Annotated in this window: 21 protein-coding genes and 1 pseudogene; 13 read left to right on the forward strand and 9 right to left on the reverse strand. The window is 67.0% G+C overall.

The features are described 5' to 3' along the window. Nucleotides 1–25: 25 nt before the first annotated feature. Nucleotides 26–1,492, forward strand: coding sequence for a metalloprotease TldD (gene tldD, locus GEM_RS13855; RefSeq protein WP_014898019.1), 1,467 nt, complete (start codon nucleotides 26–28; stop codon nucleotides 1,490–1,492). A gap of 110 nt (nucleotides 1,493–1,602) precedes the next feature. Here tldD and GEM_RS30940 read toward each other — a convergent pair whose 3' ends face one another. Beyond that, on the reverse strand, nucleotides 1,603–1,890 hold the full coding sequence (locus tag GEM_RS30940; protein ID WP_187293232.1) for a hypothetical protein: 288 nt from the start codon (nucleotides 1,888–1,890) through the stop codon (nucleotides 1,603–1,605). On the opposite strand from GEM_RS30940, the gene aroG reads away from it, so the two are divergent. The 3 genes from aroG to GEM_RS13870 all read left to right on the forward strand — a co-directional run bounded on the left by aroG (nucleotide 1,889) and on the right by GEM_RS13870 (nucleotide 3,738). Beyond that, nucleotides 1,889–2,962 carry a 3-deoxy-7-phosphoheptulonate synthase AroG gene (aroG, locus tag GEM_RS13860; protein WP_014898020.1) on the forward strand — a complete coding sequence of 358 codons (1,074 nt, stop codon included), beginning with the start codon at nucleotides 1,889–1,891 and terminating at the stop codon, nucleotides 2,960–2,962. The two genes, GEM_RS30940 and aroG, sit on opposite strands and share 2 nt — an antisense overlap. 120 nt (nucleotides 2,963–3,082) lie before the next feature. Further along, nucleotides 3,083–3,352 carry a type II toxin-antitoxin system Phd/YefM family antitoxin gene (locus GEM_RS13865; protein WP_014898021.1) on the forward strand — a complete coding sequence of 90 codons (270 nt, stop codon included), beginning with the start codon at nucleotides 3,083–3,085 and terminating at the stop codon, nucleotides 3,350–3,352. Next, nucleotides 3,349–3,738 carry a type II toxin-antitoxin system VapC family toxin gene (locus GEM_RS13870; protein WP_014898022.1) on the forward strand — a complete coding sequence of 130 codons (390 nt, stop codon included), beginning with the start codon at nucleotides 3,349–3,351 and terminating at the stop codon, nucleotides 3,736–3,738. The genes GEM_RS13865 and GEM_RS13870 overlap by 4 nt, the downstream gene beginning before the upstream one ends. An 85-nt stretch (nucleotides 3,739–3,823) precedes the next feature. Here the strand turns inward: GEM_RS13870 and hmpA are convergent, their stop codons facing one another. After that, nucleotides 3,824–5,032: an NO-inducible flavohemoprotein gene (hmpA, locus tag GEM_RS13875; RefSeq protein ID WP_014898023.1), complete on the reverse strand. Its 1,209-nt coding sequence runs from the start codon at nucleotides 5,030–5,032 to the stop codon at nucleotides 3,824–3,826. A gap of 94 nt (nucleotides 5,033–5,126) precedes the next feature. Further along, the gene (locus GEM_RS13880; RefSeq protein WP_014898024.1) at nucleotides 5,127–5,678 is read right to left on the reverse strand and encodes a cob(I)yrinic acid a,c-diamide adenosyltransferase; all 552 of its coding nucleotides are present in this window, start codon (nucleotides 5,676–5,678) and stop codon (nucleotides 5,127–5,129) included. Nucleotides 5,679–5,843: 165 nt separating this feature from the next. Here GEM_RS13880 and GEM_RS13885 point away from each other — a divergent pair, with 165 nt between their 5' ends. The 4 genes from GEM_RS13885 to glcF all read left to right on the forward strand — a co-directional run bounded on the left by GEM_RS13885 (nucleotide 5,844) and on the right by glcF (nucleotide 11,278). Beyond that, on the forward strand, nucleotides 5,844–7,253 hold the full coding sequence (locus tag GEM_RS13885) for an FAD-binding oxidoreductase (protein ID WP_014898025.1): 1,410 nt from the start codon (nucleotides 5,844–5,846) through the stop codon (nucleotides 7,251–7,253). Nucleotides 7,254–7,291: 38 nt separating this feature from the next. Then, nucleotides 7,292–8,785, forward strand: coding sequence for an FAD-linked oxidase C-terminal domain-containing protein (locus GEM_RS13890; protein ID WP_014898026.1), 1,494 nt, complete (start codon nucleotides 7,292–7,294; stop codon nucleotides 8,783–8,785). Nucleotides 8,786–8,961: 176 nt separating this feature from the next. Further along, the gene (glcE, locus tag GEM_RS13895; RefSeq protein ID WP_014898027.1) at nucleotides 8,962–10,050 is read left to right on the forward strand and encodes a glycolate oxidase subunit GlcE; all 1,089 of its coding nucleotides are present in this window, start codon (nucleotides 8,962–8,964) and stop codon (nucleotides 10,048–10,050) included. A gap of 1 nt (nucleotide 10,051) precedes the next feature. After that, on the forward strand, nucleotides 10,052–11,278 hold the full coding sequence (gene glcF / locus GEM_RS13900; protein ID WP_014898028.1) for a glycolate oxidase subunit GlcF: 1,227 nt from the start codon (nucleotides 10,052–10,054) through the stop codon (nucleotides 11,276–11,278). A gap of 282 nt (nucleotides 11,279–11,560) precedes the next feature. On the opposite strand, the gene GEM_RS13905 is transcribed toward glcF, so the two are convergent. Then, nucleotides 11,561–12,691 (reverse strand): IS110 family transposase, encoded by a 1,131-nt coding sequence (locus GEM_RS13905; RefSeq protein WP_014898029.1) that lies wholly within the window; start codon nucleotides 12,689–12,691, stop codon nucleotides 11,561–11,563. A gap of 256 nt (nucleotides 12,692–12,947) precedes the next feature. Between GEM_RS13905 and GEM_RS13910 the strand changes: the two genes are divergently transcribed. Continuing rightward, nucleotides 12,948–13,646, forward strand: a complete 699-nt coding sequence (locus tag GEM_RS13910; protein ID WP_014898030.1) for a YggS family pyridoxal phosphate-dependent enzyme — start codon at nucleotides 12,948–12,950, stop codon at nucleotides 13,644–13,646. A 50-nt stretch (nucleotides 13,647–13,696) separates the two neighbouring features. Continuing rightward, nucleotides 13,697–14,509 carry a pyrroline-5-carboxylate reductase gene (proC, locus tag GEM_RS13915; RefSeq protein WP_014898031.1) on the forward strand — a complete coding sequence of 271 codons (813 nt, stop codon included), beginning with the start codon at nucleotides 13,697–13,699 and terminating at the stop codon, nucleotides 14,507–14,509. Nucleotides 14,510–14,604: 95 nt separating this feature from the next. On the opposite strand, the gene ubiA is transcribed toward proC, so the two are convergent. The 5 genes and pseudogenes from ubiA to recG all read right to left on the reverse strand — a co-directional run. Then, nucleotides 14,605–15,477, reverse strand: a complete 873-nt coding sequence (gene ubiA / locus GEM_RS13920; RefSeq protein WP_014898032.1) for a 4-hydroxybenzoate octaprenyltransferase — start codon at nucleotides 15,475–15,477, stop codon at nucleotides 14,605–14,607. Between the two features lie 225 nt (nucleotides 15,478–15,702). Beyond that, the gene (locus tag GEM_RS31845; protein WP_014898033.1) at nucleotides 15,703–15,840 is read right to left on the reverse strand and encodes a hypothetical protein; all 138 of its coding nucleotides are present in this window, start codon (nucleotides 15,838–15,840) and stop codon (nucleotides 15,703–15,705) included. 104 nt (nucleotides 15,841–15,944) lie between these two features. After that, on the reverse strand, nucleotides 15,945–18,131 hold the full coding sequence (gene katG, locus GEM_RS13925) for a catalase/peroxidase HPI (protein ID WP_014898034.1): 2,187 nt from the start codon (nucleotides 18,129–18,131) through the stop codon (nucleotides 15,945–15,947). A 642-nt stretch (nucleotides 18,132–18,773) separates the two neighbouring features. Next, entirely contained in the window at nucleotides 18,774–19,733 is a 960-nt protein-coding gene (locus GEM_RS13930) for a LysR substrate-binding domain-containing protein (protein ID WP_006476864.1), read from the reverse strand. A 137-nt stretch (nucleotides 19,734–19,870) separates the two neighbouring features. After that, nucleotides 19,871–21,988, reverse strand: a pseudogene (gene recG, locus GEM_RS13935) (ATP-dependent DNA helicase RecG); the annotation flags it as partial. Between the two features lie 882 nt (nucleotides 21,989–22,870). Between recG and queA the strand changes: the two are divergent. From queA to yajC, 3 genes are all read left to right on the forward strand, one after another. After that, the gene (gene queA, locus GEM_RS13945; RefSeq protein ID WP_014898037.1) at nucleotides 22,871–23,938 is read left to right on the forward strand and encodes a tRNA preQ1(34) S-adenosylmethionine ribosyltransferase-isomerase QueA; all 1,068 of its coding nucleotides are present in this window, start codon (nucleotides 22,871–22,873) and stop codon (nucleotides 23,936–23,938) included. Nucleotides 23,939–24,110: 172 nt separating this feature from the next. Continuing rightward, nucleotides 24,111–25,298, forward strand: a complete 1,188-nt coding sequence (tgt, locus tag GEM_RS13950) for a tRNA guanosine(34) transglycosylase Tgt (RefSeq protein ID WP_014898038.1) — start codon at nucleotides 24,111–24,113, stop codon at nucleotides 25,296–25,298. Between the two features lie 233 nt (nucleotides 25,299–25,531). Further along, nucleotides 25,532–25,855 (forward strand): preprotein translocase subunit YajC, encoded by a 324-nt coding sequence (yajC, locus tag GEM_RS13955; RefSeq protein ID WP_006476868.1) that lies wholly within the window; start codon nucleotides 25,532–25,534, stop codon nucleotides 25,853–25,855. Nucleotides 25,856–25,958: the final 103 nt, after the last annotated feature.

Raw genomic sequence — 25,958 nt, forward strand, 5'->3', positions numbered from 1 at the left:
CTTTTTGAGAACCCTCGATACCCGCATGAACATCATCGAACCCGGCATCCGCAATCTTGCGCTGGCGAAGGACATCCTCCTCACGCCGTACGGCCTCGACGAGAGCCTGCTCACGCGCACGATCGCCGACATCTTCACGCATCGCGTCGACTACGCGGACCTGTACTTCCAGGCAACCCGCAGCGAAGCGTGGAGCCTCGAGGAAGGCATCGTGAAGTCGGGCAGCTTCAGCATCGACCAGGGCGTCGGTGTGCGCGCGGTCGCGGGCGACCGCACCGCGTTCGCGTACTCGGACGACCTGTCGCCAGAAGCCATCGCCCAGGCGGCCGCGGCCACCAAGGCGATCGCGGCGGCCGGCGGCGGCCGCCAGAAGATCAAGGCCGCGACGTCGCTGAAGGGCATCTCGGGCCGCGACCTGTACCTGCCGTCCGATCCGCTCGCGTCGCTCGACGCGACGGCCAAGGTCAAGCTGCTCGAGCGCATCGAGCAGATGGCGCGCGGGCGCGATCCGCGCATCACGCAGGTGATGGCGGGCCTCGCCGGCGAATACGACGTCGTGCTGGTCGCGCGCAGCGACGGCGCGCTCGCAGCCGACATCCGCCCGCTCGTGCGCGTGTCGGTCACGGTGATCGCCGAACAGAACGGCCGTCGCGAGATCGGTTCCGGCGGCGGCGGCGGCCGCTTCGACTACGGCTACTTCACCGATGACATCCTGTCGCGCTACGTCGACGACGCCGTGCACGCGGCGCTCGTGAACCTCGACGCCCGCCCCGCGCCGGCCGGCGCGATGACGGTCGTGCTCGGGCCGGGCTGGCCGGGCGTGCTGCTGCACGAGGCGATCGGCCATGGCCTCGAGGGCGACTTCAACCGCAAGGGCTCGTCGGCATTCGCCGGCCGGATCGGCGAGCAGGTCGCCGCGAAGGGCGTGACCGTCGTCGACGACGGCACGCTGCCGAATCGCCGCGGCTCGCTGAACATCGACGACGAAGGCAACCCGACGCAGTGCACGACGCTGATCGAGGACGGCATCCTGAAGGGCTACATCCAGGACACGCTGAACGCGCGCCTGATGAAGATGCCCGTCACCGGCAACGCGCGGCGCGAGTCTTACGCAGCGCTGCCGATGCCGCGCATGACCAACACGTACATGCTGAACGGCGACAAGGATCCGCAGGAAATCATCGCATCGGTCAAGAACGGCCTGTACGCGGTGAACTTCGGCGGCGGCCAGGTCGACATCACGAACGGCAAGTTCGTGTTCTCGGCGTCCGAGGCGTACATGATCGAGAACGGCAAGATCACGTACCCGGTGAAGGGCGCGACGCTGATCGGCAGCGGCCCGGAATCGCTGAAGTACGTGAGCATGATCGGCAACGACATGTCGCTCGACTCGGGCGTCGGCGTGTGCGGCAAGGAAGGCCAGAGCGTGCCGGTCGGCGTCGGCCAGCCGACCCTGCGGATCGACAAAATGACGGTCGGCGGTACGGCATAACCGCATCGCGGCGCAGACAATCCGCGCATTTTGACAAAAACGCGCGGATTGTCCGCATTTTTGAACACCCCCGGTTGCCAGCCGCACGGCGACGGGGTATAAATTCCGAATCAACTTTTTTGACGAACCGAATCTCCGTCATGTCCGCCAAGTTTTATTTTTACTTTTTTTGGCATCTCAGACCGCTGGCGGATCGAGAGGGTTGATGGCGCGTAAAGCGCAACCGAAATTCCCGAAAAAACCGCCGGCGAACCCGGCGGTTTTTTTTCGCCCTTCGCCACCCGGTCGCCGCCGCAGCGGGTCCCGCGGCCCCGACCGAAACCACTGAATCGCTTGAATTGATGAATCTGCCGCACGCCCACTGACCGAACGGCGCCCGGAACAAGGAGAACCAGCATGCCCCCGCACAACACCGACGACGTCCGTATTCGCGAACTCAAGGAACTGACGCCGCCCGCCCACCTGATCCGCGAATTCGCGTGCTCCGAGGCGGCGTCCGAACTGATCTACAACTCGCGCGAGTCGATGCACCGCATCCTGCACGGGATGGACGACCGGCTGATCGTCGTGATCGGGCCGTGCTCGATCCATGACACGAAGGCGGCAATCGAGTACGCGGGGCGGCTCGTGAAGGAGCGCGAGCGCTTCCAGGGCGAACTGGAAATCGTGATGCGCGTGTACTTCGAGAAGCCGCGCACGACGGTCGGCTGGAAGGGGCTCATCAACGATCCGCACCTGGACAACAGCTTCAAGATCAACGAAGGGCTGCGCACCGCGCGCGAACTGCTGCTGCAGATCAACGAGATGGGGCTGCCGGCCGCGACCGAATACCTCGACATGATCAGCCCCCAGTACATCGCCGACCTGATCTCGTGGGGCGCGATCGGCGCGCGCACGACCGAGTCGCAGGTGCACCGCGAACTGGCGTCGGGGCTGTCGTGCCCGGTCGGCTTCAAGAACGGCACCGACGGCAACGTGAAGATCGCGGTCGACGCGATCAAGGCCGCGTCGCAGCCGCACCATTTCCTGTCGGTGACCAAGGGCGGTCACTCGGCGATCGTGTCGACGGCCGGCAACGAGGACTGCCACGTGATCCTGCGCGGCGGCAAGACGCCGAACTACGACGCGGACAGCGTGAACGCCGCGTGCGCGGACATCGGCAAGGCCGGCCTCGCGGCGCGCCTGATGATCGACGCGAGCCACGCGAACAGCTCGAAAAAGCACGAGAACCAGATCCCCGTGTGTGCGGACATCGGCCGCCAGGTCGCGGCCGGCGACGAGCGCATCGTCGGCGTAATGGTCGAGTCGCACCTCGTCGAGGGGCGTCAGGACCTGAAGGAAGGCTGCCCGCTGACCTACGGCCAGAGCATCACCGACGCGTGCATCGCGTGGGACGACAGCGTGAAGGTGCTCGAAGGTCTCGCGGAATCGGTGAAGGCACGCCGCGTCGCGCGCGGCAGCGGCAACTGACAGACGACACCGGTCCGAACCATGACAACCCGCTTGCCGGCGGGTTGCCATGGTTCGACTGTGGTCAGCATTGGGTTCTGCTTGACTAGCTAACACCCCCCTAGCTAACCGGAGGTACTCATGTCGACCGTCAACATGCATGATGCCAAGTCGCGGCTCTCAAGTCTCGTCGAGGCGCTTGAATTGGGGCGCGAGTCCGAAGTGGTGATCGCCCGCAATGGCCATCCGGTCGCCCGCATCGTTCCCTACACCGCGCCGCGCCGCATCGGCGCCGCTCGCCAGCTGCTTGCCGGCCTGAACATCCCGACGACCGTCGAAGCATTCAATGCCGGCGACGAATCGATCGCGACCGATTTTGACGCCAGCGCCGAGCGGGGGCTCGCACCGTGAAGCTGTTACTCGATACGCATATCGCGCTCTGGGCCGCTGAAGGCGCGTCGCAACTTTCGCCGACCGCTGCCGCATTGATCGAGGATCCGCAAAACACGCTGTATATCAGCGCCGCGTCCATCCGGGAAATTGCGATCAAGTATCGCAAAGGCAACCTTCCCGTTCATCCGCGCGATGCCCGCTCGGCGTTCCGTCTGGCAGGCTTCGCGGAGTTGCCAATTAGCAGCGATCACGCTGAAGCGGTCGCCGTGTTGCCGGATTTCGCTGATCATGCCGATCCGTTCGACCGCGTGATGGTCGCGCAAGCGCTACATGAAGGCATGCCATTCGTCAGTGCCGATCCGAAGGTATGGCGCTACCACGCAACGCTGATGCTGCGCGCCTGAAGTCGCCCGCCTGGCGCAGCACGAACAAAAGCCCGGCTCGCGCCGGGCTTTTTCATTGCCTTGGCCGGAACCGGCCGTCAGGATCTCACTCGAGCGCGCCCGAGCCGAAGATCTCGGTATTGATGCGTTCCGGCGCGACGCCGAGCGCGACCAGTGCATCGCGTTGCGCCTTCATGAACGCGATCGGGCCGCAGATGTAGTAGTCGGCGTCCGGCACAAGCGCGTATTGCTTCACGCGTTCCGGCGTCAGGCGCCCTTCGAGGTCGTGATCGACGCCGACGCGATCATTCGGGCCGACCAGCTCGTACAGCACCGTGCGCTTCACGTTCGCGTGCTCGCGCACTGTATCGTTCAGCCAGTCCCGGAACGCGTGCACCGCGCCCGAACGGCAGGCGTGCACGAACCGCACCTCACGCTTGCTGCCTTCGGCGACCAGCGTCGATGCCATCGACACCATCGGCGTCAGGCCGACGCCGCCGGAGATCAGCACGACCGGCGTGTCGACGCCACGCTTCAGCGAGAATTCGCCCATCGGCGCGGTCACCTCGACGATCGCGCCCTCCTCCACGCCGTCATGCATCAGCGTCGACACCTTGCCGGCCGGAATGACTTCCGGCTGGCCGGCCTCGCGCTTCACCGAGATACGCAGCCACTTGCCGTGCGGCGCGTCGGACAGGCTGTACTGGCGCGGCTGGTCGACCCCGAGATCGCCGACGAAGCGCTTCACCGTGATGTACTGGCCCGGCTCGAACTTCGGCGCCTCACCGCCGTCGGCGGGCGTCAGGTAGAACGACGTGATCTCGTCGCTTTCACGCACCTTGCGGGCGACCTTGAACGGACGGAAGCCGCTCCACGCGGCACCCGCGTACAGGTCGGCCTCGGCTCCGATCAGGATCTGCGCGAGCTGGCCGTACGCGACGCGCCAGGCTTCGAGCGTCTCCGCATCGACCGCGTCGCCGAGCACTTCGACGATCGACGCGAGCAGGTTCTCGCCGACGATCGGGTAATGCTCCGGACGGATGTTCAGGCTCGCGTGCTTGTGCGCGATATGCGACACCGCCCCGCCGAGCGCCCCGAGGTTGTCGATGTTCGCCGCATACGCATAGACGGCCTTCGCGAGCGTTTCCGGCTGGCTGCCGGTCTTCTGGTGCGTCTGGTTGAACAGGTTCTTCAGTTCCGGATGACGCGCGAACATGCGCTGGTAGAAATGCTTCGTGATCGTCGCGCCGTGCACGGCAAGGACGGGGGCGGTGGCCTTCACACGGGCCATCTGGTCAGCGGTGATGTGGGTCATGTTCGTTCTCCGTTAAACATGCACATACGATACATCTTTAAAAATAGACGCCCCTTGGGCAAATTGTCGCAGTGCGGAAAAGCGACACCGGGCGCTAGCGGACGCGCCCGCGCTCCCACAACACGTCGGCGCCGCCACCCGCGCGGTTCAGCACGCGCGCCAGCACGAACAGCAGGTCCGACAGCCGGTTCACGTAGCGCCGCGGCGCATCATTCAACGTGTCGTGGCGCCCGAGCGCGACGATCGAGCGCTCGGCGCGCCGGCACACCGTCCGGCACACGTGCGCGAGCGACGCCGCGCGCGAGCCGGCCGGCAGGATGAATTCCTTCAGCGGCGGCAGCGTCGCGTTGTAGTCGGCCAGCCACTGGTCGAGGCGCGCGAGGTGCGTGTCGTCGAGCACCGTATGGCCGGGAATGCACAGCTCGCCGCCGAGATCGAACAGGTCGTGCTGGATCGTGACGAGCGCGGTGCGGACGTCGTCCGGAAGCGGCTCGGCGAGCAGCACGCCGAGGTTCGAGTTCAGTTCGTCGACATCGCCGATCGCAGCGATCCGCGCGTCGTCCTTGCCGATACGCCGCCCGTCGCCGAGGCCGGTGGTGCCGTCGTCGCCCGTGCGCGTGGCGATCTTGCTCAAGCGGTTGCCCATGCGAATGTCCTCACGTGCGCGGCCGCGACGCGGCCCGGTTGGGTTGTGTTGGGTTGGGTTGGGTTGGGTTGGAACGCGATTATCGCAGCCCGCGGCGGGGGCCGCAGCAGGCGTTGCAGCGTAGAATGGGCCGAAAGTTTGACAAGCAGTCGTCAGGAGACATTCGTGAATCACCCTGCCCCGCCGGCCACCGCGCGCCGCCCGCTGCCCCCCGCCATGCTCGATGCGCTGCGCGCCGCCTTCGGCGAGCGCGTGTCGACCGCCGACGCCGTCCGCGCCCATCACGGCCGCGACGAATCGCCGTTCGATCCGCAACTGCCCGACGCCGTCGTGTTCGCCCACAGCGCCGACGAAGTCCGCGAAGTCGTGTCGCTGTGCGCGCTCTACAGCGTGCCGTTGATCCCGTACGGCGCCGGCTCGTCGCTCGAAGGCCACCTGCTCGCCGTGCGCGGCGGCGTGTCGCTCGACCTGTCGGAAATGAACCGCGTGCTGTCGATCAACGCGGAAGACCTGACCGTCACGGTCGAACCGGGCATCACGCGCAAGGCGCTCAACGAAGCCCTGCGCGACACCGGCCTGTTCTTCCCGATCGATCCGGGCGCCGACGCCAGCATCGGTGGCATGACCGCGACCCGCGCGTCGGGCACCAACGCCGTGCGCTACGGGACGATGCGCGAGAACGTGCTCGGCCTGACCGCCGTGCTCGCCGACGGCCGCGTCGTGAAGACCGGCTCGCGCGCCCGCAAGTCGTCGGCCGGCTACGACCTCACGCGCCTGTTCGTCGGCTCCGAAGGCACGCTCGGCGTGATCACCGAGATCACGCTGCGCCTGCATCCGCTGCCCGAAGCCGTGTCGGCCGCGACCTGCACGTTCCCGTCGATGGGCGACGCGGTACGCACCGTGATCGAGACGATCCAGATCGGCGTGCCGATCGCGCGCGTCGAATTCGTCGACTCGCTCGCGGTGCGCTCGATCAACCGCCACTCGAACCTGACGCTCGCCGAAGCGCCGACACTGTTCTTCGAATTCCACGGCACCGAAGCCGGCGTGAAGGAGCAGGCCGAGCTCGTGCAGGCGCTCGCGGGCCAGAACAACGGCCAGGGCTTCGAATGGGCGACCCGCCCCGAGGATCGCACGCGGCTGTGGGCCGCGCGCCACAACGCGTACTTCGCGATGCTGCAGCTGAAGCCCGGCTGCCGCGCGGTGACGACCGACGTGTGCGTGCCGATCTCGCAACTCGCCGCGTGCGTCGAGGAAACCGAAGCCGACCTGCGCGCCTCGTCGCTGCCCTGCCCGATCGTCGGCCACGTCGGCGACGGCAACTTCCACGTCGCGATCCTGATCGATCCCGACAAGCCCGAGGAAATCGACGAAGCCGAACGCATCAACGACCGGATCGTCGAGCGCGCGCTGCGCCTCGGCGGCACCTGCACCGGCGAACACGGCGTCGGGCTGCACAAGATGCGCTTCCTGCCGAAGGAGCACGGCGACAACGCCATCGACGCGATGCGCGCGATCAAGCTCGCGCTCGATCCGCGCAACCTGATGAATCCCGGCAAGATCTTCACGTGCTGACACGGCGGTGCGATGACGCACCGCGCGCAGGAGACCCAATGAACGCTTCCGTCGAACTGTCGAGCGCGACCCGCGCGCAGCGCCAGCGCGAAGTCGTGCAGGCGCTGATGGCCGTGCTGCCGACGCATTGCCTGCTGTACCGCGACGAAGACACCGCGCCGTACGAATGCGACGGCCTGTCCGCGTACCGCCGGCTGCCGCTCGCGGTCGCGCTGCCCGAAACCGAATCGCAGGTGCAGCGGATCGTGCAGATCTGTCGCCGCATGGAGGTGCCGATCGTGCCGCGCGGCGCGGGCACGAGCCTGTCGGGCGGTGCGCTGCCGATCACGAACGGCGTCGTGCTGTCGCTTGCGCGCTTCACGCGCATCGTCGAGGTCGATCCGTACGCGCGCACGGCGACCGTGCAGCCCGGCGTGCGCAACCTCGCGATTTCGGAAGCCGCCGCGCCTTACGGGCTGTACTACGCGCCCGATCCTTCGTCGCAGATCGCCTGCACGATCGGCGGCAACGTCGCGGAAAATTCCGGTGGCGTCCACTGCCTGAAATACGGGCTGACCGTGCACAACGTGATGCGCGTGCGCGCGGTCACGATCGACGGCGAGATCGTCGAATTCGGCTCGCTCGGCCTCGACATGCCGGGCCTCGACCTGCTCGCCGTCGTGATCGGCAGCGAAGGGATGTTCGCGATCGTCACCGAGGTCACGGTGAAGCTGATCCCGAAACCGCAGACCGCGCAGCTCGTGATGGCGAGCTTCGACGATGTCGTGAAGGGCGGCGAGGCGGTCGCCGCGATCATCGCGTCGGGCATCATCCCGGCCGGGCTCGAGATGATGGACAAGCCGGCCACCCAGGCCGTCGAGGCGTTCACGCACGCGGGCTACGATCTCGACGCGAAGGCGATCCTGCTGTGCGAATCGGACGGCACGCCGGAAGAAGTCGCGGAGGAAATTGTCCGCATGACGGCCGTGCTGCGCGAGCATGGCGCGACGCGCATCCAGGTCTCGCGCAACGAAAGCGAGCGGCTGCGCTTCTGGTCGGGCCGCAAGAACGCGTTTCCGGCCGCCGGGCGCATTTCCGCTGACTATTACTGCATGGACGGCACCGTGCCGCGCCGCGCGATCGGGCCGCTGCTCGCGCGCATCGAGCAGCTCGAGACGCGCTACGGGCTGCGCTGCATCAACGTGTTCCATGCCGGCGACGGCAACATGCATCCGCTGATCCTCTACAACGCGAACGATCCGGACGAGCTGCACCGTGCCGAGCAGTTCGGCGCGGAAATCCTCGAATGCTGCGTGGAATTCGGCGGCAGCGTGACGGGCGAGCACGGCGTCGGCATCGAAAAGCTCAATTCGATGTGCGTACAGTTCTCGCCACAGGAGCGCGACGCGTTCTTCGCGGTCAAGCGCGCGTTCGATCCGGCCGGGCTGCTCAATCCCGACAAGGGCATCCCGACCCGCGCCCGCTGTGCGGAGTACGGTCGCCAGCATGTGCGCGGGGGGCTGCTGCCGCACCCCGACCTGCCGCGCTTCTGAGCGCCGCGCGGTGCGCGGCCCGTGCCGGCCACACGTGCCGCGACCTGCCGCCCCACTGCCCGCGCGCGGCGGGCGGCTGCATGCCTTCGTGATACGGGGCTTAGGGATAGTCGCGATGTAGATTCGCGCCACCCCGGTACAATCGACCGGACAACAAGACGAGGCAGCAACAGAACATGGAAGAGGACGACATCGTCGCCGGATGGGCCGAGCGTATCCGCTCCGCGAGTGCCGACGGCCGGCCGTTGCGGATTCGCGGCGGCGGCACCAAGGACTGGTACGGCCAGGCGCTGGACGGCGAAATACTCGACACGCGCGCGTTTCAGGGCATCGTGTCGTACGACCCGGCCGAACTCGTCGTCACGGTCCGCGCGGGCACGCCGCTCGCGCAGCTTGAAACCGTCCTCGCCGAGTGCGGCCAGATGCTGCCGTTCGAGCCGCCGCACTTCGGCCGCGCGGCCACCGTCGGCGGCTGCATCGCGGCCGGCCTCGCGGGCCCGCGTCGCGCGACCTGCGGCGCGCCGCGCGATTTCGTGCTGGGCGTCACGCTGATGAACGGCCGCGGCGAAGTGCTGCGGTTCGGCGGCCAGGTCGTGAAAAACGTCGCCGGCTACGACGTGTCGCGGCTGATGGCCGGCTCGCTCGGCACGCTCGGGCTGATGCTCGACCTGTCGATCAAGGTGCTGCCGGTGCCGGTCGCCGAAGTCACGCTGAAGTTCGAGATGACCGCGACCGACGCGGTGCGCAAGCTCAACGAATGGGGCGGCCATCCGCTGCCCGTCAGCGCGAGCGGGTGGCGCAACGGCACGCTGGTGCTGCGCCTGTCGGGCGCCGAGGCCGCCGTGAAATCCGCGAAGACGCTGCTCGGCGGCGAAGTCGTCGACGCGGTCGAGGCCGAACGCTTCTGGGCCGGCCTGCGCGAGCATACCGACCCGTTCTTCCACGGCATCCCGCCCGGCTATGCGCTGTGGCGCCTCGCGTTGCCGTCGATCACCGAACCGATGCACCTGCCCGGCACCCAGTTGATGGAATGGGGCGGCGCGCAACGCTGGTGGATCACCGACGCCGATGCGCAGACGGTGCGCATGAGCGCGAAGCAGGCCGGCGGCCATGCGACGCTGTTCCGCGCGGGCGAGTCCTACGATCGCAGCGCGGGCGTGTTCACGCCGCTACCCGCGCCGCTGATGAAGATTCACCGCGGGCTGAAGGCCGCGTTCGATCCCGCACGCATCTTCAACCGCGGCCGGCTTTACTCCGATCTCTAAGATGCAAACGAACCTCGCCGATTTCATCCGCAATACGCCCGACGGCGACGAGGCCGACGCGATCCTGCGCAAGTGCGTGCATTGCGGCTTCTGCACCGCGACGTGCCCGACCTACCAGCTGCTCGGCGACGAACTCGACGGACCGCGCGGCCGCATCTACCTGATCAAGCAGATGGTCGAAGGCGCGCCCGTCACGCGCAGCACGCAGCAGCACCTCGACCGCTGCCTCACGTGCCGCAGCTGCGAGACGACCTGCCCGTCGGGCGTCCAGTACGGCCGGCTCGTCGAGATCGGCCGCAAGCACGTCGAAGCGCAGGTACAGCGGCCGTTGCAGCAGCGGCTCGTGCGCCGCCTGCTCGCGACCCTCGTGCCGAACGCGGCGCTGTTCTCGCCGGTGATGCGGCTCGGCCAGCATATGCGGCCGCTGCTGCCGAAACGGCTGCGCGACAAGGTGCCGCCGCGCACGCGGCTGCTCGAATGGCCGCAGCGCACGCATCCGCGCAAGATGCTGATGCTCGGCGGCTGCGTGCAGCCGTCGATGCTGCCGAACATCAACATCGCGACCGCGCGCGTGCTCGACGCGCTCGGCATCGAAACGATCGTCGCGCCCGACGCGGGCTGCTGCGGCGCGATCCGCCTGCATCTGAACTATCACGACGAAGCGCTCGCCGACGCACGTCGCAACATCGATGCGTGGTGGCCGTACGTCGAGCAAGGTGCCGAGGCGATCGTGATGAACGCATCGGGCTGCGGCGCGACGGTACTCGAATACGCGCACCTGCTGCGCGACGATCCGGCCTACGCGGAGAAGGCGCAGCGCATCGTCGCGCTGACGCGCGACATCTCCGACGTGCTCCTCGCGTTCGAGGCCGAGCTCGCGACGCTCGCGCGGCGCCGCGCGATCCACACCGTCGCCTATCACCCGCCGTGCACCCTGCAGCATGGCCAGCAGTCGCGCGGCAAAGTCGAGCGCCTGCTCGAGACGCTCGGCATCGACGTGCGGCTGCCGGCCGACAGCCATCTGTGCTGCGGGTCGGCCGGCACCTATTCGCTGACCCAGCCGTCGCTGTCGTACCGGCTGCGCAAGCAGAAGCTGCTGAAGCTGCAGGCGCTCGAGCCGCAGATGATCGTGTCCGGCAACGTCGGCTGCATCGCACACCTGCAAAGCGGCACGCAGATTCCGGTCGCGCACTGGATCCAGCTCGTCGAGCATCTGCTGTACGGCTGATATGACTCCCGCTGTCAATTGGGATCGGTTTTCAATTCTCTCTGAGAGGTTCCATTCGAATTTCCTGAGGGCGGCGTAGCAGTACATCTCGACGGTGGATCACGCTGATATCCGCGGGTTGGCTACCGCATTACAGAGGTCCGCCCGATGAGCCTGCCGCTATCTAGCGTCGCAAGTCGAATCGGATTCGTTGCGTAGCCGTGGCGCGGGTTACTCATGTGCCGGGCTACGCCGCCTTCAGGGAACTCTTTGCTCGGTGATCGAGGACTCGCGCTCGCCTGCTCAAGCCTCGCGCCTCTGCGGTTGCGAAGCAAGTGACATGGCAAGCTGGCTGATGTCCCAGATAAACCCGCTCAGTTCACGGGCAACCGCGACCACGGCGATGTTCTTCTGCTTGCCGCGTGCAACGAGCGTTCGATAGCGTCGACACAGGCGCACCTGCGCGTCCCACGCTCGATCTATGATGGGTTTGGGGATCCCTTCGTGGCGGCGCTGAATCTCCGGACTGACACAAGCCGGATGCTGATAGCTCCATGCCGATTCGACGAGCAGTTTTCTCGCATAACTGTTGCCATTCTTGGTGATACTGCCCTGACGGCGTTTTTCGCCGGACGAGTGCTCGCTTGGCGTTACACCCAACCACGCCATCAACTGGCGGGGATGCGCGAAGCGTGACAGATCGCCCAACTCGGCAAGCATGCCGACCGCCGTGGTGAACTGCATGCCGCGCATCGTTTGCAGACCCAGTACTGCCGGATAAAAGCGCCAGGCAACCACTGCCTCGCGCAGTGCAGCTTCCAGTCGATCGCATTGCGCAAGACGGTCCTCGATCGTGCGTCGATGTTCTTCGAATGCCAACTGCTGCCATGCGCTGTCGAACGCAAACGTGCTCAGCCAGCGCCGGTGTGCCGCCCTCCAGTCGGCGCGACCGGTATAGCCGACCCCATGCGAAAGCAGAAAGGACTTCAGCCGCTGACGCGCACGCTTCAGATCATCCTTGGCACTCACCCATGCCCGTGCCAGATCGCGAAACGCTTCGTCTTCGACGGTAGGGACATAGACTTCCGACAGGTCGCCAGCCCTGAGCGAACGCGCCAGTTTGATCGCGTCGCGCCGATCGGTCTTTACGCGCTCTCCCGGCTTCCTTGGAATCAGGGACGGTGCACACACCATGCAGTCGATTCCCTTCTGCTGAAGTTGACGGTAAAGCCCGTAACCACATGGGCCCGCCTCGTAGACAATACGGATGCGCGACGCCTTCGATTGCAGGCGCTTGCATAAGCGATCGATATCCGTCTTCGTGGCGCCGACCTTGCCGAGCAGCTCAACCTCGCCCATGCCGAGCGCATAGGCGGCCGTGATCGACTCCTTATGGACATCGAGCCCGACGTACAGCGTGCTATCGTGTTCCATGCTGGCCTCCGTGCTGGAAATCGCCGGGTGCGGCCCTGTCCGCACCGTGCGGCTCTGGCAGCAATGCTAACCCGCGTTTGATTCCTCACGGCAGGCCAGCCTTTGCTCCACGGGAGTCATACTGACTAGCGCGGATGGCCGGCTGCCCGCCCGGCCGCGCGCGGCGTCCGGTCCGTATAATGGGCGAATCGATGCGGTGCGTGCCGCGCCGCATCCACCGCCGTATTCGCTTCTCGTGCCCGCTTCCGTTCCTGTCATGTCCGATTTCGCCGCCCGCCTCGATTCCGTTCATCGCCGCATCGCCGACGCCGCCCGCGCGGCCGGCCGTGATCCCGCCACCGTCTCGCTGCTCGCCGTATCGAAAACGTTTCCCGCCGACGACGTGCGCGCCGCGCATGCGGCCGGACAACGCGCGTTCGGCGAAAACTACGTGCAGGAATCGATCGACAAGATCGACGCGCTCGCCGACCTGCGCGCCGGGCTCGAATGGCATTTCATCGGGCCGCTGCAATCGAACAAGACGCGCGCCGTCGCCGAGCGTTTCGACTGGGTCCATTCGGTCGACCGGCTGAAGATCGCGCAGCGCCTTGCCGAACAGCGTCCCGCGCACCTGCCGCCGCTCAACGTGTGTGTGCAGGTGAACATCAGCGGCGAGGCGTCGAAGAGCGGTGTCGCGCCGGCCGACCTGGCCGAGGTCGCCCGCGCGGTCGCCGCGCTGCCGGCGCTGCGCCTGCGCGGCCTGATGGCGATTCCCGAACCGGCCGGCGATACTGATGCGCAACGCGCGCCGCATCGCGCGCTGCACGCGCTGTTCGACGCGTTGCGCGCCGAGGGCCTGCCGCTCGATACGTTGTCGATGGGCATGTCCGCCGATCTCGAAGCCGCCGTGCTCGAAGGCGCGACGGTCGTGCGCGTCGGCACCGCGATCTTCGGCGCACGCGACTATTCGCACTGAGCGCCGCCCTTTTCCGCCTTTCCGTTCACTCACTCGCTCATTTCGATACCATGAAAATCGCATTCATCGGCGGCGGCAACATGGCCGCGGCCCTGATCGGCGGCCTCGTCAAGCGCGGCGTCGCCGCTGACGGCCTCTATGCCATCGACGTCAACGAGGAAGTCCGCGCGCGCGCCGAGCAGCAATTCGGCATCCGCACCGGCGCGGCCGTCGACGCGACGCTCGCGGACTACGACGCGATCGTGCTCGCGGTGAAACCGCAGGTGCTGAAGGACGTCGCGCAGGCGCTCGCGCCGCATCTGAAGTCGCAGCTCGTGATCAGCATCGCGGCCGGCATCCGCGCCACCGATCTCGCCCGCTGGCTCGGCGACTACGCGCGCGTCGTGCGCACCATGCCGAACACGCCCGCGCTGGTCGGCATGGGCGTGACCGGTCTCGCCGCGCTGCCGGGCGTCGACGCGGCCGGGCGCGAGCTCGCGTCGAACGTGCTCGGCGCGGTCGGCGAGATCGTGTGGTTCGACGACGAAGCGCAGCTCGACGCGGTGACGGCGATCTCGGGCAGCGGCCCGGCCTACGTGTTCTATTTCATCGAAGCGCTGCAGGAAGCCGCGCGCCGCCTCGGCATGAACGACGAACAGGGCCGCGCGCTTGCGGTCGCGACGTTCACGGGCGCCGCGCAGCTCGCCGCGCAATCGGGCGAACCGGCGAGCGTGCTGCGCGAGCGCGTGACGTCGAAGGGCGGCACCACGGCCGCCGCGCTCGCGTCGTTCGACGCGCAGGGCGTGAAGGAAGCGATCGTGCGCGGCGCGCTCGCAGCGCAAGCGCGCGCGAAGGAAATGGGCGACGAACTCGGCCGCGCGTAAGCGCTGCGCCGTCTGCCGGGCTTGCCTGGCAGGGCCAACAAAAAAGCGGCCTCGGCCGCTTTTTTGTTGGCATCGCGCGCCGGCGCGCGGCCGCGTCAGTTGGCCGTCGGCCCCGCCAGCAGGTAATGCGCGGCGATGCCCGCGAACAGCACGCCGCCGAGCCAGTTGTTGTGCCGGAACGCCGCGAAGCACGGCATCCGCTCGCGGTCCTTGATCAGCGTGTAGTGATACAGCGCGCAGCCAACCGCCGTCGCCCAGCCGGCCCAGTACACAAGACCGAAGCCGAGTGTCACGCCGATCCACACGTAGATGCCGAGCGTCACCGCATAGCACGCCATCACGGCCGCGACGTCGAAGCGGCCGAACGTCAGCGCGGACGTGCGAATCCCGATCTTGATGTCGTCGTCGCGATCGACCATCGCATATTCGGTGTCGTACGCGACCGACCAGAAGATGTTCGCGATCAGCATCACCCAGGCGAGCATCGGCACCGTATCCTGCACGGCCGCAAACGCCATCGGAATGCCGAAGCCGAACGCGATGCCGAGATACGCCTGCGGAATCGCGAAGAAGCGCTTCATGAACGGATACGAGCCGGCGACGAACAGCGCGACGACCGACAGCTCCTTCGTCAGCGTATTGAGCGGCTGGATCAGCAGGAACGCGATGAACGACAGCACCACCGCGATCGCGACGGCTTCCCATGCGCGGATCTTGCCCGACGTCAGCGGCCGGTCGGCCGTGCGCTTCACGTGACGGTCGAAATCGCGGTCGGCATAGTCGTTCATCGCGCAGCCGGCCGAGCGCATCAGCAGCGTGCCGAGCACGAAGATCACGAGCAGCGGCCAGCGCGGATGGCCGTCCGACGCGATCCACAGTGCGTTGAGCGTCGGCCAGAGCAGCAGCAGGCTGCCGATCGGCTTGTCCATCCGGACGAGCCGCAGATACAGGGGGAAGCGGGCAAGCATGGCGAAGCACCGGGAAGATAACCCCGGCATTTTAGAACCGACCGGCGGTTCGCGTCATGTCGGGGCAGCCCGCGCGTCTTATCAGGGGACAGATGCACCCCGGCGCCGCCCCCACCCAGGATTTGACCCGATGCGGGCGAACCGGCCCGGGCTGACAGTCCGGACACCTCTGCGCGGCATCCGTTCGCGACATGCCCGTCTGGAGCGGCGAGCGAATCGCGCCGCTCAGCCGCCTGCAGCCGACGCGATCGCGTGCAGCGCCTGCGCGACCAGCTCGGCCGCACCGCCGACGACGATCGCGGAACCGACGATGCGCCGCGCCCACTCGGCCGGCGCGCGCATGTCCAGCATCATTTGCGTCATGGTCGTCACTCCTTCGACAAAACCTTGAATCGGAAGAAAAAACGGCCGGTCGTACGACCGGCCGTTTCACGTTACAACGTGACTGCGTTACCGCATCGCGAGATTCACGCGAGGTCGAAGCGGTCGAGGTTCATCACCTTGTTCCAGGCTGCGACGAAATCGCGTACGAACTTCTCGTTCGCGTCGGCGCTGCCGTACACCTCGGCCAGCGCACGAAGCTGCGAGTGCGAGCCGAAGATCAGGTCGACGCGCGTGCCGGTCCACTTGACCTGGCCCGTCGCACGATCGCGACCTTCGAACACGTCGTTCGCGGCCGACGCCGGCTTCCACTCCGTGCCCATGTCGAGCAGGTTCACGAAGAAGTCGTTCGTCAGCGTGCCCGGACGATCGGTGAACACGCCGTGCTTCGCATCGCCGACGTTCGCGCCGAGCACCCGCAGGCCACCGACGAGCACCGTCAGCTCCGGCCCGGTCAGCGTCAGCAGCTGTGCCTTGTCGACCAGCAGCGCCTCGGCCGGCGTCTTGTACGCGGCCTTCAGGTAGTTGCGGAAACCGTCCGCAACCGGCTCGAGCACGGCGATCGCCTCGATGTCGGTCTGCTCCTGCGACGCGTCCATCCGGCCCGGTGCGAACGGCACCGTCACCGCGATACCCGCGTTCTTCGCGGCCTGCTCGACGCCAGCCGCACCGGCCAGCACGATCAGGTCGGCGAGCGACACCTTCTTGCCGCCCGTCTGCGCGTCGTTGAACGCCTTCTGCACGCCTTCGAGGGTCCCGAGCACCGTCGCGAGTGCGGCCGGCTGGTTCACGTCCCAGTCCTTCTGCGGCGTGAGGCGGATGCGCGCGCCGTTCGCGCCGCCGCGCTTGTCCGACCCGCGGAACGTCGAGGCCGACGCCCATGCGGTCGACACGAGCTGCGCAACCGACAGGCCCGACGCGAGCACCTTCGCCTTCAGCGCCGCGACGTCGGCGTCATCGATCAGCGGGTGGTCGACGGCCGGGATCGGGTCCTGCCACAGCAGTGCCTCGGCCGGCACTTCCGGGCCGAGATAGCGCGCACGCGGCCCCATGTCGCGGTGCGTGAGCTTGAACCAGGCGCGTGCGAACGCGTCGGCGAACTCGGCCGGGTTCTCGTAGAAGCGGCGCGAGATCTTCTCGTAGGCCGGATCGAAACGCAGCGACAGGTCGGTCGTCAGCATCATCGGGCGACGCTTCTTCGCCGGATCGAACGCATCGGGAATCACCTCGTCGGCGCCCTTCGCGACCCACTGGTGCGCACCGGCCGGGCTCTTCGTCAGTTCCCATTCGTAGCTGAACAGGTGCTTGAAGAAGTCGTTGCTCCACTTCGTCGGCGTCGACGTCCACGTGACTTCGAGGCCGCTCGTGATCGCGTCCTGGCCCTTGCCCGATGCGTACGTGCTCTTCCAGCCGAGACCCTGCTGTTCGATGCCGGCCGCTTCCGGCTCGGGGCCGACGTCCGATGCGGGGCCCGCGCCGTGCGTCTTGCCGAACGTGTGGCCGCCCGCGATCAGCGCCACCGTCTCTTCGTCGTTCATCGCCATCCGCGCGAACGTTTCGCGGATGTCGCGTGCCGCCGCAACCGGGTCGGGGTTGCCGTCCGGGCCTTCCGGGTTCACGTAGATGAGGCCCATCTGCACGGCGGCCAGCGGGTTCTCGAGGTCACGGTCGCCCGAGTAACGGCTGTTCGGGCCGCCGCTCAGTTCCAGCCAGATCTTTTCCGAACCCCAATAGACGTCGTCCGGTTCCCACGTATCGACGCGGCCGCCCGCGTAACCGAAGGTCTTGAAGCCCATCGACTCGAGCGCGACGTTGCCGGTCAGGATCAGCAGGTCGGCCCACGAGATGTTGCGGCCGTACTTCTGCTTGATCGGCCACAACAGCCGGCGTGCCTTGTCGAGGTTGCCGTTGTCGGGCCAGCTGTTCAGCGGTGCGAAGCGCTGTTGCCCGCCGCCCGCGCCACCGCGGCCGTCGGCGGTCCGGTACGTGCCGGCGCTGTGCCATGCCATGCGGATGAACAGGCCGCCGTAGTGGCCGAAGTCGGCCGGCCACCAGTCCTGCGACGTCGTCATCAGCGCTTGCAGGTCGCGCTTCACCGCCGCGAGGTCCAGCTTCCCGAATGCTTCCGCGTAGTCGAAATCCTGGTCCATCGGATCGGACAGCGCCGAGTGCCGGTGCAGGATGTTCAGGTTCACCTGGTTCGGCCACCAGTCCTTGTTCGACGGGCCGCTGCCTGCGGTGTGATTGAACGGACACTTCTTTTCGTTCGACATGCGTTTTCTCCTAGGCTTGCTCATGTGCCTCCACCAACCCGGCCCGGCAGCGTGCCGCGCGCGGTTCGTGGAGTGTCATTGCGGGGGTAAGAAACGGAACAGGCTGGTCCTCCTGCTTTCTACGGGATGTCGTGCGTGACCGGCGGTGCGCATTCCCGTCGCGAAGCGCCGCAAGCGGGGCGCTCCAGGAATCGGCAACCGGCCGGCGCTACGCCGGCGGTGCGGGTGGTTTTCCGGACTTCGGACATGCAATGCTCCCTCATGGCTGGACGGCAGGTGAATCGGGGGAACACAGGACCGGCGTGCAGCGGCGCTCAGCCGCCGTACACACGGTCCGCCAGGTACGCGAACGCAATCGGGCGCAGGTTGCGGACCACGGCCCTGGCGCGAGTTACGACCTCGTCGCGCGACGGGATGTTCCGCTGCGCGTGCTGCATTACCGACCGCATCATGACATCCTCCTTTGACGCTTGCATCCAGCGTGCGAATCGGGCTGCCGATCCGGCGCCGATCCATGTAGAGCATTCTATGCAAACCTATCGATTATTTTAATTTGATTAATTTTATCTATGCGATAGAAAAAAATAAACGGGGTCGCAAGACCCCGTCCATCGGCCGACATGCGGGCGCGCCGCGCCCTGTTCAGTTCATCGTCGCCGGCATGTCGAGCTTCGCGACACCGGGCAGCTCGCACGCGGCAATCGCATCGCTGATCGCATCGATCGCGGGCATCCGCGTGAAGCTCTTGCGCCACACCAGCACGACGCGGCGATCGGGCACCGGTTCGTTGAACGGCACGTACGACAGCAGCTCGGCATCGGGGCCGTTCGCGCGCGGGCCGACCTCGGCGACCGACATCCGCGGCAGCACCGTGATGCCGACGCCGCTCGCGACCATATGGCGAATCGTTTCCAGCGACGAGCCCTCGAAGGTCTTCTGGATGCCGTCGGCCGTCTGCGAGAAGCGCATCAGCTCCGGACACACGCCGAGCACGTGATCGCGGAAGCAGTGACCATTGCCGAGCAGCAGCATGGTTTCCTGCTTCAGGTCCTCGGCGTCGATCTCGTCGCGCTTCTCCCACGGATGGCCCGCCGGCAGCGCGACGACGAACGGCTCGTCGTACAGCGGCCGCACCATCAGGCCGGTTTCGGGGAACGGCAGCGCCATGATCGCTGCGTCGATCTCGCCCTGTTTCAGCAGTTCGAGCAGCTTGAGCGTGTAGTTCTCCTGCAGCATCAGCGGCATCTGCGGAACCCGCTGGATCATCTGCTTGACGAGCGTCGGCAGCAGGTACGGCCCGATCGTGTAGATCACGCCGAGACGGAACGGGCCGACGAGCGGGTCCTTGCCCTGCTTCGCGATCTCCTTGATCGCGAAGGTCTGCTCGAGCACGCGCTGCGCCTGCGTGACGATCTGGTCGCCGATCGGCGTCACGCTCACTTCGCTCGCGCCGCGCTCGAAAATCTGCACGTTCAGCTCGTCTTCCAGCTTCTTGATCGCCACCGATAGCGTCGGCTGGCTCACGAAGCATGCTTCGGCCGCGCGACCGAAATGCCGTTCGCGCGCGACCGCGACGATGTACTTCAATTCAGTCAGGGTCATTGTGGGTCAATCAGGGATATACAGGCGATAGGTTTAATTTATACACCCACTGGCACCGGTTCGCCAAGTTTCTCTGCATCGGGATGCATCGAATCTCCGTCGAATGGCGGTTTTAAATCCGACCCCGAAAGCGCGAATCAGGCCTTCAGATACTGCTCCCGTGCGCCGAGCCAGCGCGCGAGATGCTGCGTGACGATGTCGGGATACGCGGCGATCAGTCGCGTCGCGGCGTCGCGAGCCGGATCGATCAGCCAGCCGTCGGTCTCGAGGTTCGCGAAGCGCAGCATCGCCGCACCCGACTGGCGCGCGCCGAGAAATTCGCCGGGGCCGCGGATCTCGAGATCGCGCCGCGCGATCTCGAAGCCGTCGGTCGTCTCGCGCATCGTCTTCAGCCGTTCGCGCCCCGTGAGCGACAGCGGGCCCGTGTACAGCAGCACGCATACCGACGCCGCGGTGCCGCGCCCGACCCGGCCGCGCAGCTGGTGCAGCTGCGCGAGGCCGAAGCGCTCCGCGTGCTCGATCACCATCAGCGACGCATTCGGCACGTCGACGCCGACCTCGATCACGGTCGTCGCGACCAGCAGCTGCACGTCGTTGCGCGTGAAGGCCTCCATCACCGCCGCCTTGTCGGCCGGCGACAGCCGGCCGTGCACGAGCCCGACCTTCAGCTCGGGCAGCGCCGTGGCCAGCGTCTCGTAGGTCTCGACGGCCGTCTGCAGCTGCAGCGTCTCGCTCTCCTCGATCAGCGGGCAGACCCAGTACACCTGGCGGCCGGTCAGCGCGGCCTCGCGCACGCGGGCGATCACCTCTTCGCGCCGCGCGTCGCCGACGAGGCGCGTCAGCACCGGCGTGCGGCCCGGCGGCAGCTCGTCGATGGTCGATACCTCGAGATCCGCGTAGTACGTCATCGCGAGCGTGCGCGGAATCGGCGTGGCCGACATCATCAGCTGGTGCGGCTGGAAATCGCGCGCGCCGTTGGCCGCGTTCGCGGCCTTCGCGCGCAGCGCGAGACGCTGCTCGACGCCGAAGCGGTGCTGCTCGTCGACGATCACGAGGCCGAGCCGCGCGAATTCGACGGTGTCCTGGATGATCGCGTGGGTGCCGATCACGAGCTGCGCGGTGCCGAGCGCCGCAGCCTCGATCGCCGCGCGCTTCTCCTTCGCCTTCAGGCTGCCCGCGAGCCATGCGACCGACACGCCGAGCGGCTCGAGCCACGCGCGCAGCTTGCGCGCGTGCTGTTCCGCGAGGATTTCGGTCGGCGCCATCAGCGCGGCCTGGTAGCCGGCATCGATGGCCTGCGTGGCGGCCAGCGCCGCGACGACCGTCTTGCCGCTGCCGACGTCACCCTGCAGCAGCCGCTGCATCGGATGCGCGAGCGTGAGATCGTGCGCGATCTCGTCGACGACGCGCGACTGCGCGCCCGTCAACTTGAACGGCAGCGCCGCGTAGAGGCGCGTCGTCAGCGCGTCGATGTCGCTCGCAGTGCGGCGCGGCATCGCGGGCGCCGCGCGCGTGCGGCGCTCCTCGTGCGCACGCTTGAGCGACAGCTGCTGCGCGAGCAGTTCCTCGAACTTGATGCGGGTCCACGCCGGATGCGAGCCGTCCATCAGCGCGGCTTCGTCGGAATCGACGCCCGGGTGATGCAGGATGCGCACGGCCTGCTCGAGCGTCGGCACGCCGAGCGGCTTCAGGTAGTCGCGCCCGATCTCGGGCGGCAGCAGCTCGGGCAGCGGCGTGCGCTCGACCGCGTTCTCGATCGCCTTGCGCAGATACGCCTGCGACACGCCGGCCGTGCTCGGATAAACGGGCGTGAGCACCTGCGGCAGCGGCGCATCCGCTTCGACGACGCGCACCGCCGGATGCACCATCTCCATCCCGAAGAAGCCGCCGCGCACGTCGCCGCGCACACGCAGCCGCTGGCCGACGGCCATCTGCTTGACCTGCGAACCGTAGAAATTCAGGAAGCGCAGCACGAGCTGCTCGCCGTCGTCGTCCTGGATCTTCACGACGAGCTGGCGGCGCGGCCGGTATGCGACCTCGTTGTCGAACACGACGCCTTCGGACTGCGCGATGCCGCCCGGCAGCAGGTCGCCGATCGGCGTGAGCGTGGTTTCGTCCTCATAGCGCATCGGCAGATGCAGCACGAGATCGATCGAGCGCGTGAGGCCGAGCTTCGCGAGCTTGTCGACGGTCTTCACGGGTTTGTCGGCGGCCGGCTTCTTCTTGCGCTTTGCGCCGGCTGCGCCCGCCTCGTCGACACCGCGTCCACCATGCCGTATGGCTGTGCTCCGTCACGAATGGTCCTTCGGCGTCTCGTCCGGTACCACCTTTACCTGTCGCTTTCGGTTTCGTGTGCCTCCCCGTGTCTCTTTTTCGCATCTTTCCTCGTATACCTCGTGGTGTAACCTGTCTTGCTTCCTGATTGTCTACTCTCCGATGATGACCAAGAAGCGCTCGCTCACCTTGTCATGGTCTTTCAGCTGGACCTTGTCGTTAGACTCGGCGGACCCGTTCACTCTATCGTTTACCCGGATTCCCCGGATCCTTTGACCGACGGCACGAAGGCGATGGGCGTCAGCCAGAGAGCGCGCCGTGCGGGCAGAACGTGGTGCGTGGAACATCGAGGTCCATTGTTTGGGAAGGTAGTGGCGCACGGGGGAGATGACACGATGCACGTGCAACGACCATCAGGTCGTGTACACCAGCGGATGGTCCTTGGAAGTGATGTGTGTCATCAGGCACGTGCGCGACGGCTCGCCGCAGAATGCACCTCGATGAGCCCCGGACGCGGTGTCGAGGCACACGTGCGAGCCGCCCGTCGGCGCCGCGCCGCGGGCCGGCGCGACGCGGCGCGGCACTGCGCGGCTCCGTGCCGGGCGCGGGTGACGCGGCATCGTCCGCGTCGAACGGATCGGCGGAATCGGCGGAATCGGCAACGGCGGCGGTAGAACGGCGTGGTGACACAGGCATCGGATCGTCTGGGTGCTTCGCAAGGCAAGTACAATAGCGGCTTTCACGTCGTCCGAACGAACGACGCCGGCCAGGCCGCGCATCCCGCCATCATAGCGGCTCGCGCGCCCCATTTATGCGTTTCCGCCCTGTCGGCGGCGCCCGCCGGCCGTTTCTAACCAGCCCGCATGTTCACGCTTTCCGATTTCGATTTCAATCTGCCGCCCGAGCTGATTGCGCAAACCGCGCTGCCGGACCGCACCGCGAGCCGCCTGCTCGAGGTCGACCGCACCGTCGAGCCCGCACGCCTCGTCGACCGCCGTTTCGCCGAGCTGCCGTCGTGCATCGCGCCCGGCGACCTGCTCGTGTTCAACGATACCAAGGTGCTGAAGGCGCGGTTCTTCGGCCAGAAGGCCAGCGGCGGCAAGATCGAGGTGCTGATCGAGCGCGTGACCGGCACCCACACGGCGCTCGCGCAGATCCGCGCGAGCAAGTCGCCGGGCGCCGGCACGACGCTGCGCCTCGCCGACGCGTTCGACGTGACGGTCGGCGAGCGCGTCGAGCCGTTCTTCACGCTGCACTTCCCGGAGCCGTGCCTCACGCTGATCGAGCAGCACGGCCGCCTGCCGCTGCCGCCGTACATCGAGCACGACGCCGACGCGAACGACGAGACGCGCTACCAGACCGTCTACGCGAGCAACCCGGGCGCGGTCGCAGCGCCGACGGCCGGGCTCCATTTCGACCAGCCGCTGCTCGCCCAGCTCGACGCGATGGGCGTCGAGCGCGCGACGCTGACGCTGCACGTGGGCGCCGGCACGTTCCAGCCGGTGCGCGTCGAGAACATCGCCGAGCACAAGATGCACAGCGAGTGGTACGACCTGCCGCAGTCGCTCGTCGACAAGATCGCCGCGACCCGCGCGCGCGGCGGCAACGTGATCGCGGTCGGCACGACGTCGATGCGCGCGCTCGAAGCCGCGGCGCGCGCCGCCGACGAAGCAGGACGCCCGCTTGCGGCGACACAGGCCGAGACCGACATCTTCATCACGCCCGGCTACCGTTTCCGGGTTGTCGACCGGCTCGTCACGAACTTCCACCTGCCGAAGTCGACGTTGCTGATGCTGGTGTCCGCGTTCGCGGGCGTCGAGACGATCCGCGCCGCGTACCAGCACGCGATCGACGAACGCTACCGCTTCTTCAGCTACGGCGACGCGATGCTGCTCACGCGCCGCGACACGCCGGAGGCGCCGCGCGCGTAAGCGCGGCAGGCGCGCCGGCCCGCGCCGCGCGCGGCCGCCGTCGCGCCGTCGCACCCCGTTTTCCCGCTGTGCGCGCTACGCTGGCGCGCACCCGCTTTTCCCCGCCGCCGGGCGCCCGGCGGCGTTTCCAACATGCGCCGGACTGTTCTCCGGTGGCAAGGAGAATGACGCGATGACCGAAGGTTCATCCCACGATATGCACGCCCCCGTGCAAGACCGCCCCGCCAACGGGCTCGAATTCGAACTGCTGACGACCGACGGCCATGCGCGCCGCGGCCGCGTGAAGCTCAACCACGGCGTGGTCGAGACGCCGATCTTCATGCCGGTCGGCACGTACGGCACCGTGAAGGCGATCCAGCCGCGCGAGCTGCACGAGATCAAGGCCCAGATCATCCTCGGCAACACCTTCCACCTGTGGCTGCGCCCGGGCCTCGACACGATCGACGCGCACGGCGGCCTGCACGGCTTCATGGGCTGGAACAAGCCGATCCTGACCGACTCGGGCGGCTTCCAGGTGTTCTCGCTCGGCGACCTGCGCAAGATCACCGAGGACGGCGTCACGTTCGCGTCGCCGATCAACGGCGACAAGCTGTTCCTGTCGCCGGAAGTGTCGATGCAGATCCAGAAGGTGCTGAACTCCGACATCGTGATGCAGTTCGACGAATGCACGCCGTACGCGACCAACGGCGTGCCGACGACGCACAAGGAGGCGGCCGACTCGATGCGCATGTCGCTGCGCTGGGCGAAGCGCTCGCTCGACGAGTTCGACCGGCTCGGCAACCCGAACGCGCTGTTCGGCATCGTCCAGGGCGGGATGTTCGAGGACCTGCGCGACGAATCGCTCGCCGGCCTGTCGGAGCTCGGCTTCCACGGCCTCGCGATCGGCGGGCTGTCGGTCGGCGAGCCGAAGGAAGACATGATGCGGGTGCTGCAGCACGTCGGCCCGAAGCTGCCGGCCAACAAGCCGCACTACCTGATGGGCGTCGGCACGCCGGAGGATCTGGTCGAGGGCGTCGCAAACGGCATCGACATGTTCGACTGCGTGATGCCGACCCGCAATGCGCGCAACGGCTGGCTGTTCACCCGCTTCGGCGACGTGAAGATCCGCAACGCGACGCACAAGAACTCGCTGAAGCCGCTCGACGCGAGCTGCGGCTGCTACACGTGCCAGAACTTCTCGCGCGGCTACCTGCATCACCTGCACCGCGTCGGCGAAATCCTCGGCGCGCAGCTCAACACGATCCACAACCTGCACTACTACCTGCAGCTGATGAGCGAGATCCGCGACGCGATCGAGACCCATACGTTCGACGCGTTCCGCCAGCGCTTCGCGGAGGATCGCGCAAGAGGCGTCGACTGACGGGCCGGCAACCCGTACCGCGGCCCGTCGCATGGGACGAGTACTAAATTGCTCGTTCCCAATACCGGTCACGACCGCCAAACATTACAATTGCCTTTCCAAACGCGTTACAACAATGCCGGTTCATGCTTTAACAGCTTGATCCGAAAGCGCATTTGCTGCGCCGTTTGCGCATGGGGCCGGTGGTAGAATAACCGGCTTATTTTTCGATCTTCCCCTACGGAGAGACCAACGTGCCGTTCATTTCCAATGCCTTCGCGCAAGGTGCCGGTGGCGCCGAATCGAGCCTGATGAGCTTCCTGCCGCTCATCCTGATGTTCGCGGTGCTCTACTTCATCATGATCCGCCCGCAGATGAAGCGCCAGAAGGAACACCGCAACATGCTCGCGGCCATGGCGAAGGGCGACGAAGTCGTCACGAGCGGCGGCCTCGTCGGCAAGGTGACGAAGGTCACCGAAGGCTACATCGGCGTGGAAATCGCCGAAGGCACCGAAATCACCGTGCAGAAGGCTGCCGTCACGACCATTCTGCCGAAGGGCACGATCAAGTCGCTGTAAGGCTTTCACCGAGCGTCCGGCTCCCCGCGCCGTGCCTGCCTGAGAGAGCGGGTCGCCGCGGCGCCGGACGCGACGCTTTCACGCCAACCACCCGTTCGGCCCC

This window comes from Burkholderia cepacia GG4 (genome assembly GCF_000292915.1).
In the GTDB taxonomy this organism is placed as follows: Bacteria; Pseudomonadota; Gammaproteobacteria; order Burkholderiales; family Burkholderiaceae; genus Burkholderia; species Burkholderia cepacia_D.

Bases quoted from the DNA above. Each gene is read 5' to 3' on its own strand.
- GEM_RS13910 (WP_014898030.1), top strand. From the start codon at position 12,948: ATGTCCGATTTCGCCGCCCGCCTCGATTCCGTTCATCGCCGCATCGCC.
- glcF (WP_014898028.1), top strand. From the start codon at position 10,052: ATGCAAACGAACCTCGCCGATTTCATCCGCAATACGCCCGACGGCGAC.
- aroG (WP_014898020.1), top strand. From the start codon at position 1,889: ATGCCCCCGCACAACACCGACGACGTCCGTATTCGCGAACTCAAGGAA.
- GEM_RS13905 (WP_014898029.1), bottom strand. From the start codon at position 12,691: ATGGAACACGATAGCACGCTGTACGTCGGGCTCGATGTCCATAAGGAG.
- GEM_RS13865 (WP_014898021.1), top strand. From the start codon at position 3,083: ATGTCGACCGTCAACATGCATGATGCCAAGTCGCGGCTCTCAAGTCTC.
- proC (WP_014898031.1), top strand. From the start codon at position 13,697: ATGAAAATCGCATTCATCGGCGGCGGCAACATGGCCGCGGCCCTGATC.
- GEM_RS31845 (WP_014898033.1), bottom strand. From the start codon at position 15,840: ATGACGCAAATGATGCTGGACATGCGCGCGCCGGCCGAGTGGGCGCGG.
- queA (WP_014898037.1), top strand. From the start codon at position 22,871: ATGTTCACGCTTTCCGATTTCGATTTCAATCTGCCGCCCGAGCTGATT.
- tgt (WP_014898038.1), top strand. From the start codon at position 24,111: ATGACCGAAGGTTCATCCCACGATATGCACGCCCCCGTGCAAGACCGC.
- katG (WP_014898034.1), bottom strand. From the start codon at position 18,131: ATGTCGAACGAAAAGAAGTGTCCGTTCAATCACACCGCAGGCAGCGGC.
- ubiA (WP_014898032.1), bottom strand. From the start codon at position 15,477: ATGCTTGCCCGCTTCCCCCTGTATCTGCGGCTCGTCCGGATGGACAAG.
- glcE (WP_014898027.1), top strand. From the start codon at position 8,962: ATGGAAGAGGACGACATCGTCGCCGGATGGGCCGAGCGTATCCGCTCC.
- hmpA (WP_014898023.1), bottom strand. From the start codon at position 5,032: ATGACCCACATCACCGCTGACCAGATGGCCCGTGTGAAGGCCACCGCC.
- tldD (WP_014898019.1), top strand. From the start codon at position 26: ATGAACATCATCGAACCCGGCATCCGCAATCTTGCGCTGGCGAAGGAC.
- GEM_RS13880 (WP_014898024.1), bottom strand. From the start codon at position 5,678: ATGGGCAACCGCTTGAGCAAGATCGCCACGCGCACGGGCGACGACGGC.
- GEM_RS30940 (WP_187293232.1), bottom strand. From the start codon at position 1,890: ATGCTGGTTCTCCTTGTTCCGGGCGCCGTTCGGTCAGTGGGCGTGCGG.
- GEM_RS13930 (WP_006476864.1), bottom strand. From the start codon at position 19,733: ATGACCCTGACTGAATTGAAGTACATCGTCGCGGTCGCGCGCGAACGG.
- GEM_RS13890 (WP_014898026.1), top strand. From the start codon at position 7,292: ATGAACGCTTCCGTCGAACTGTCGAGCGCGACCCGCGCGCAGCGCCAG.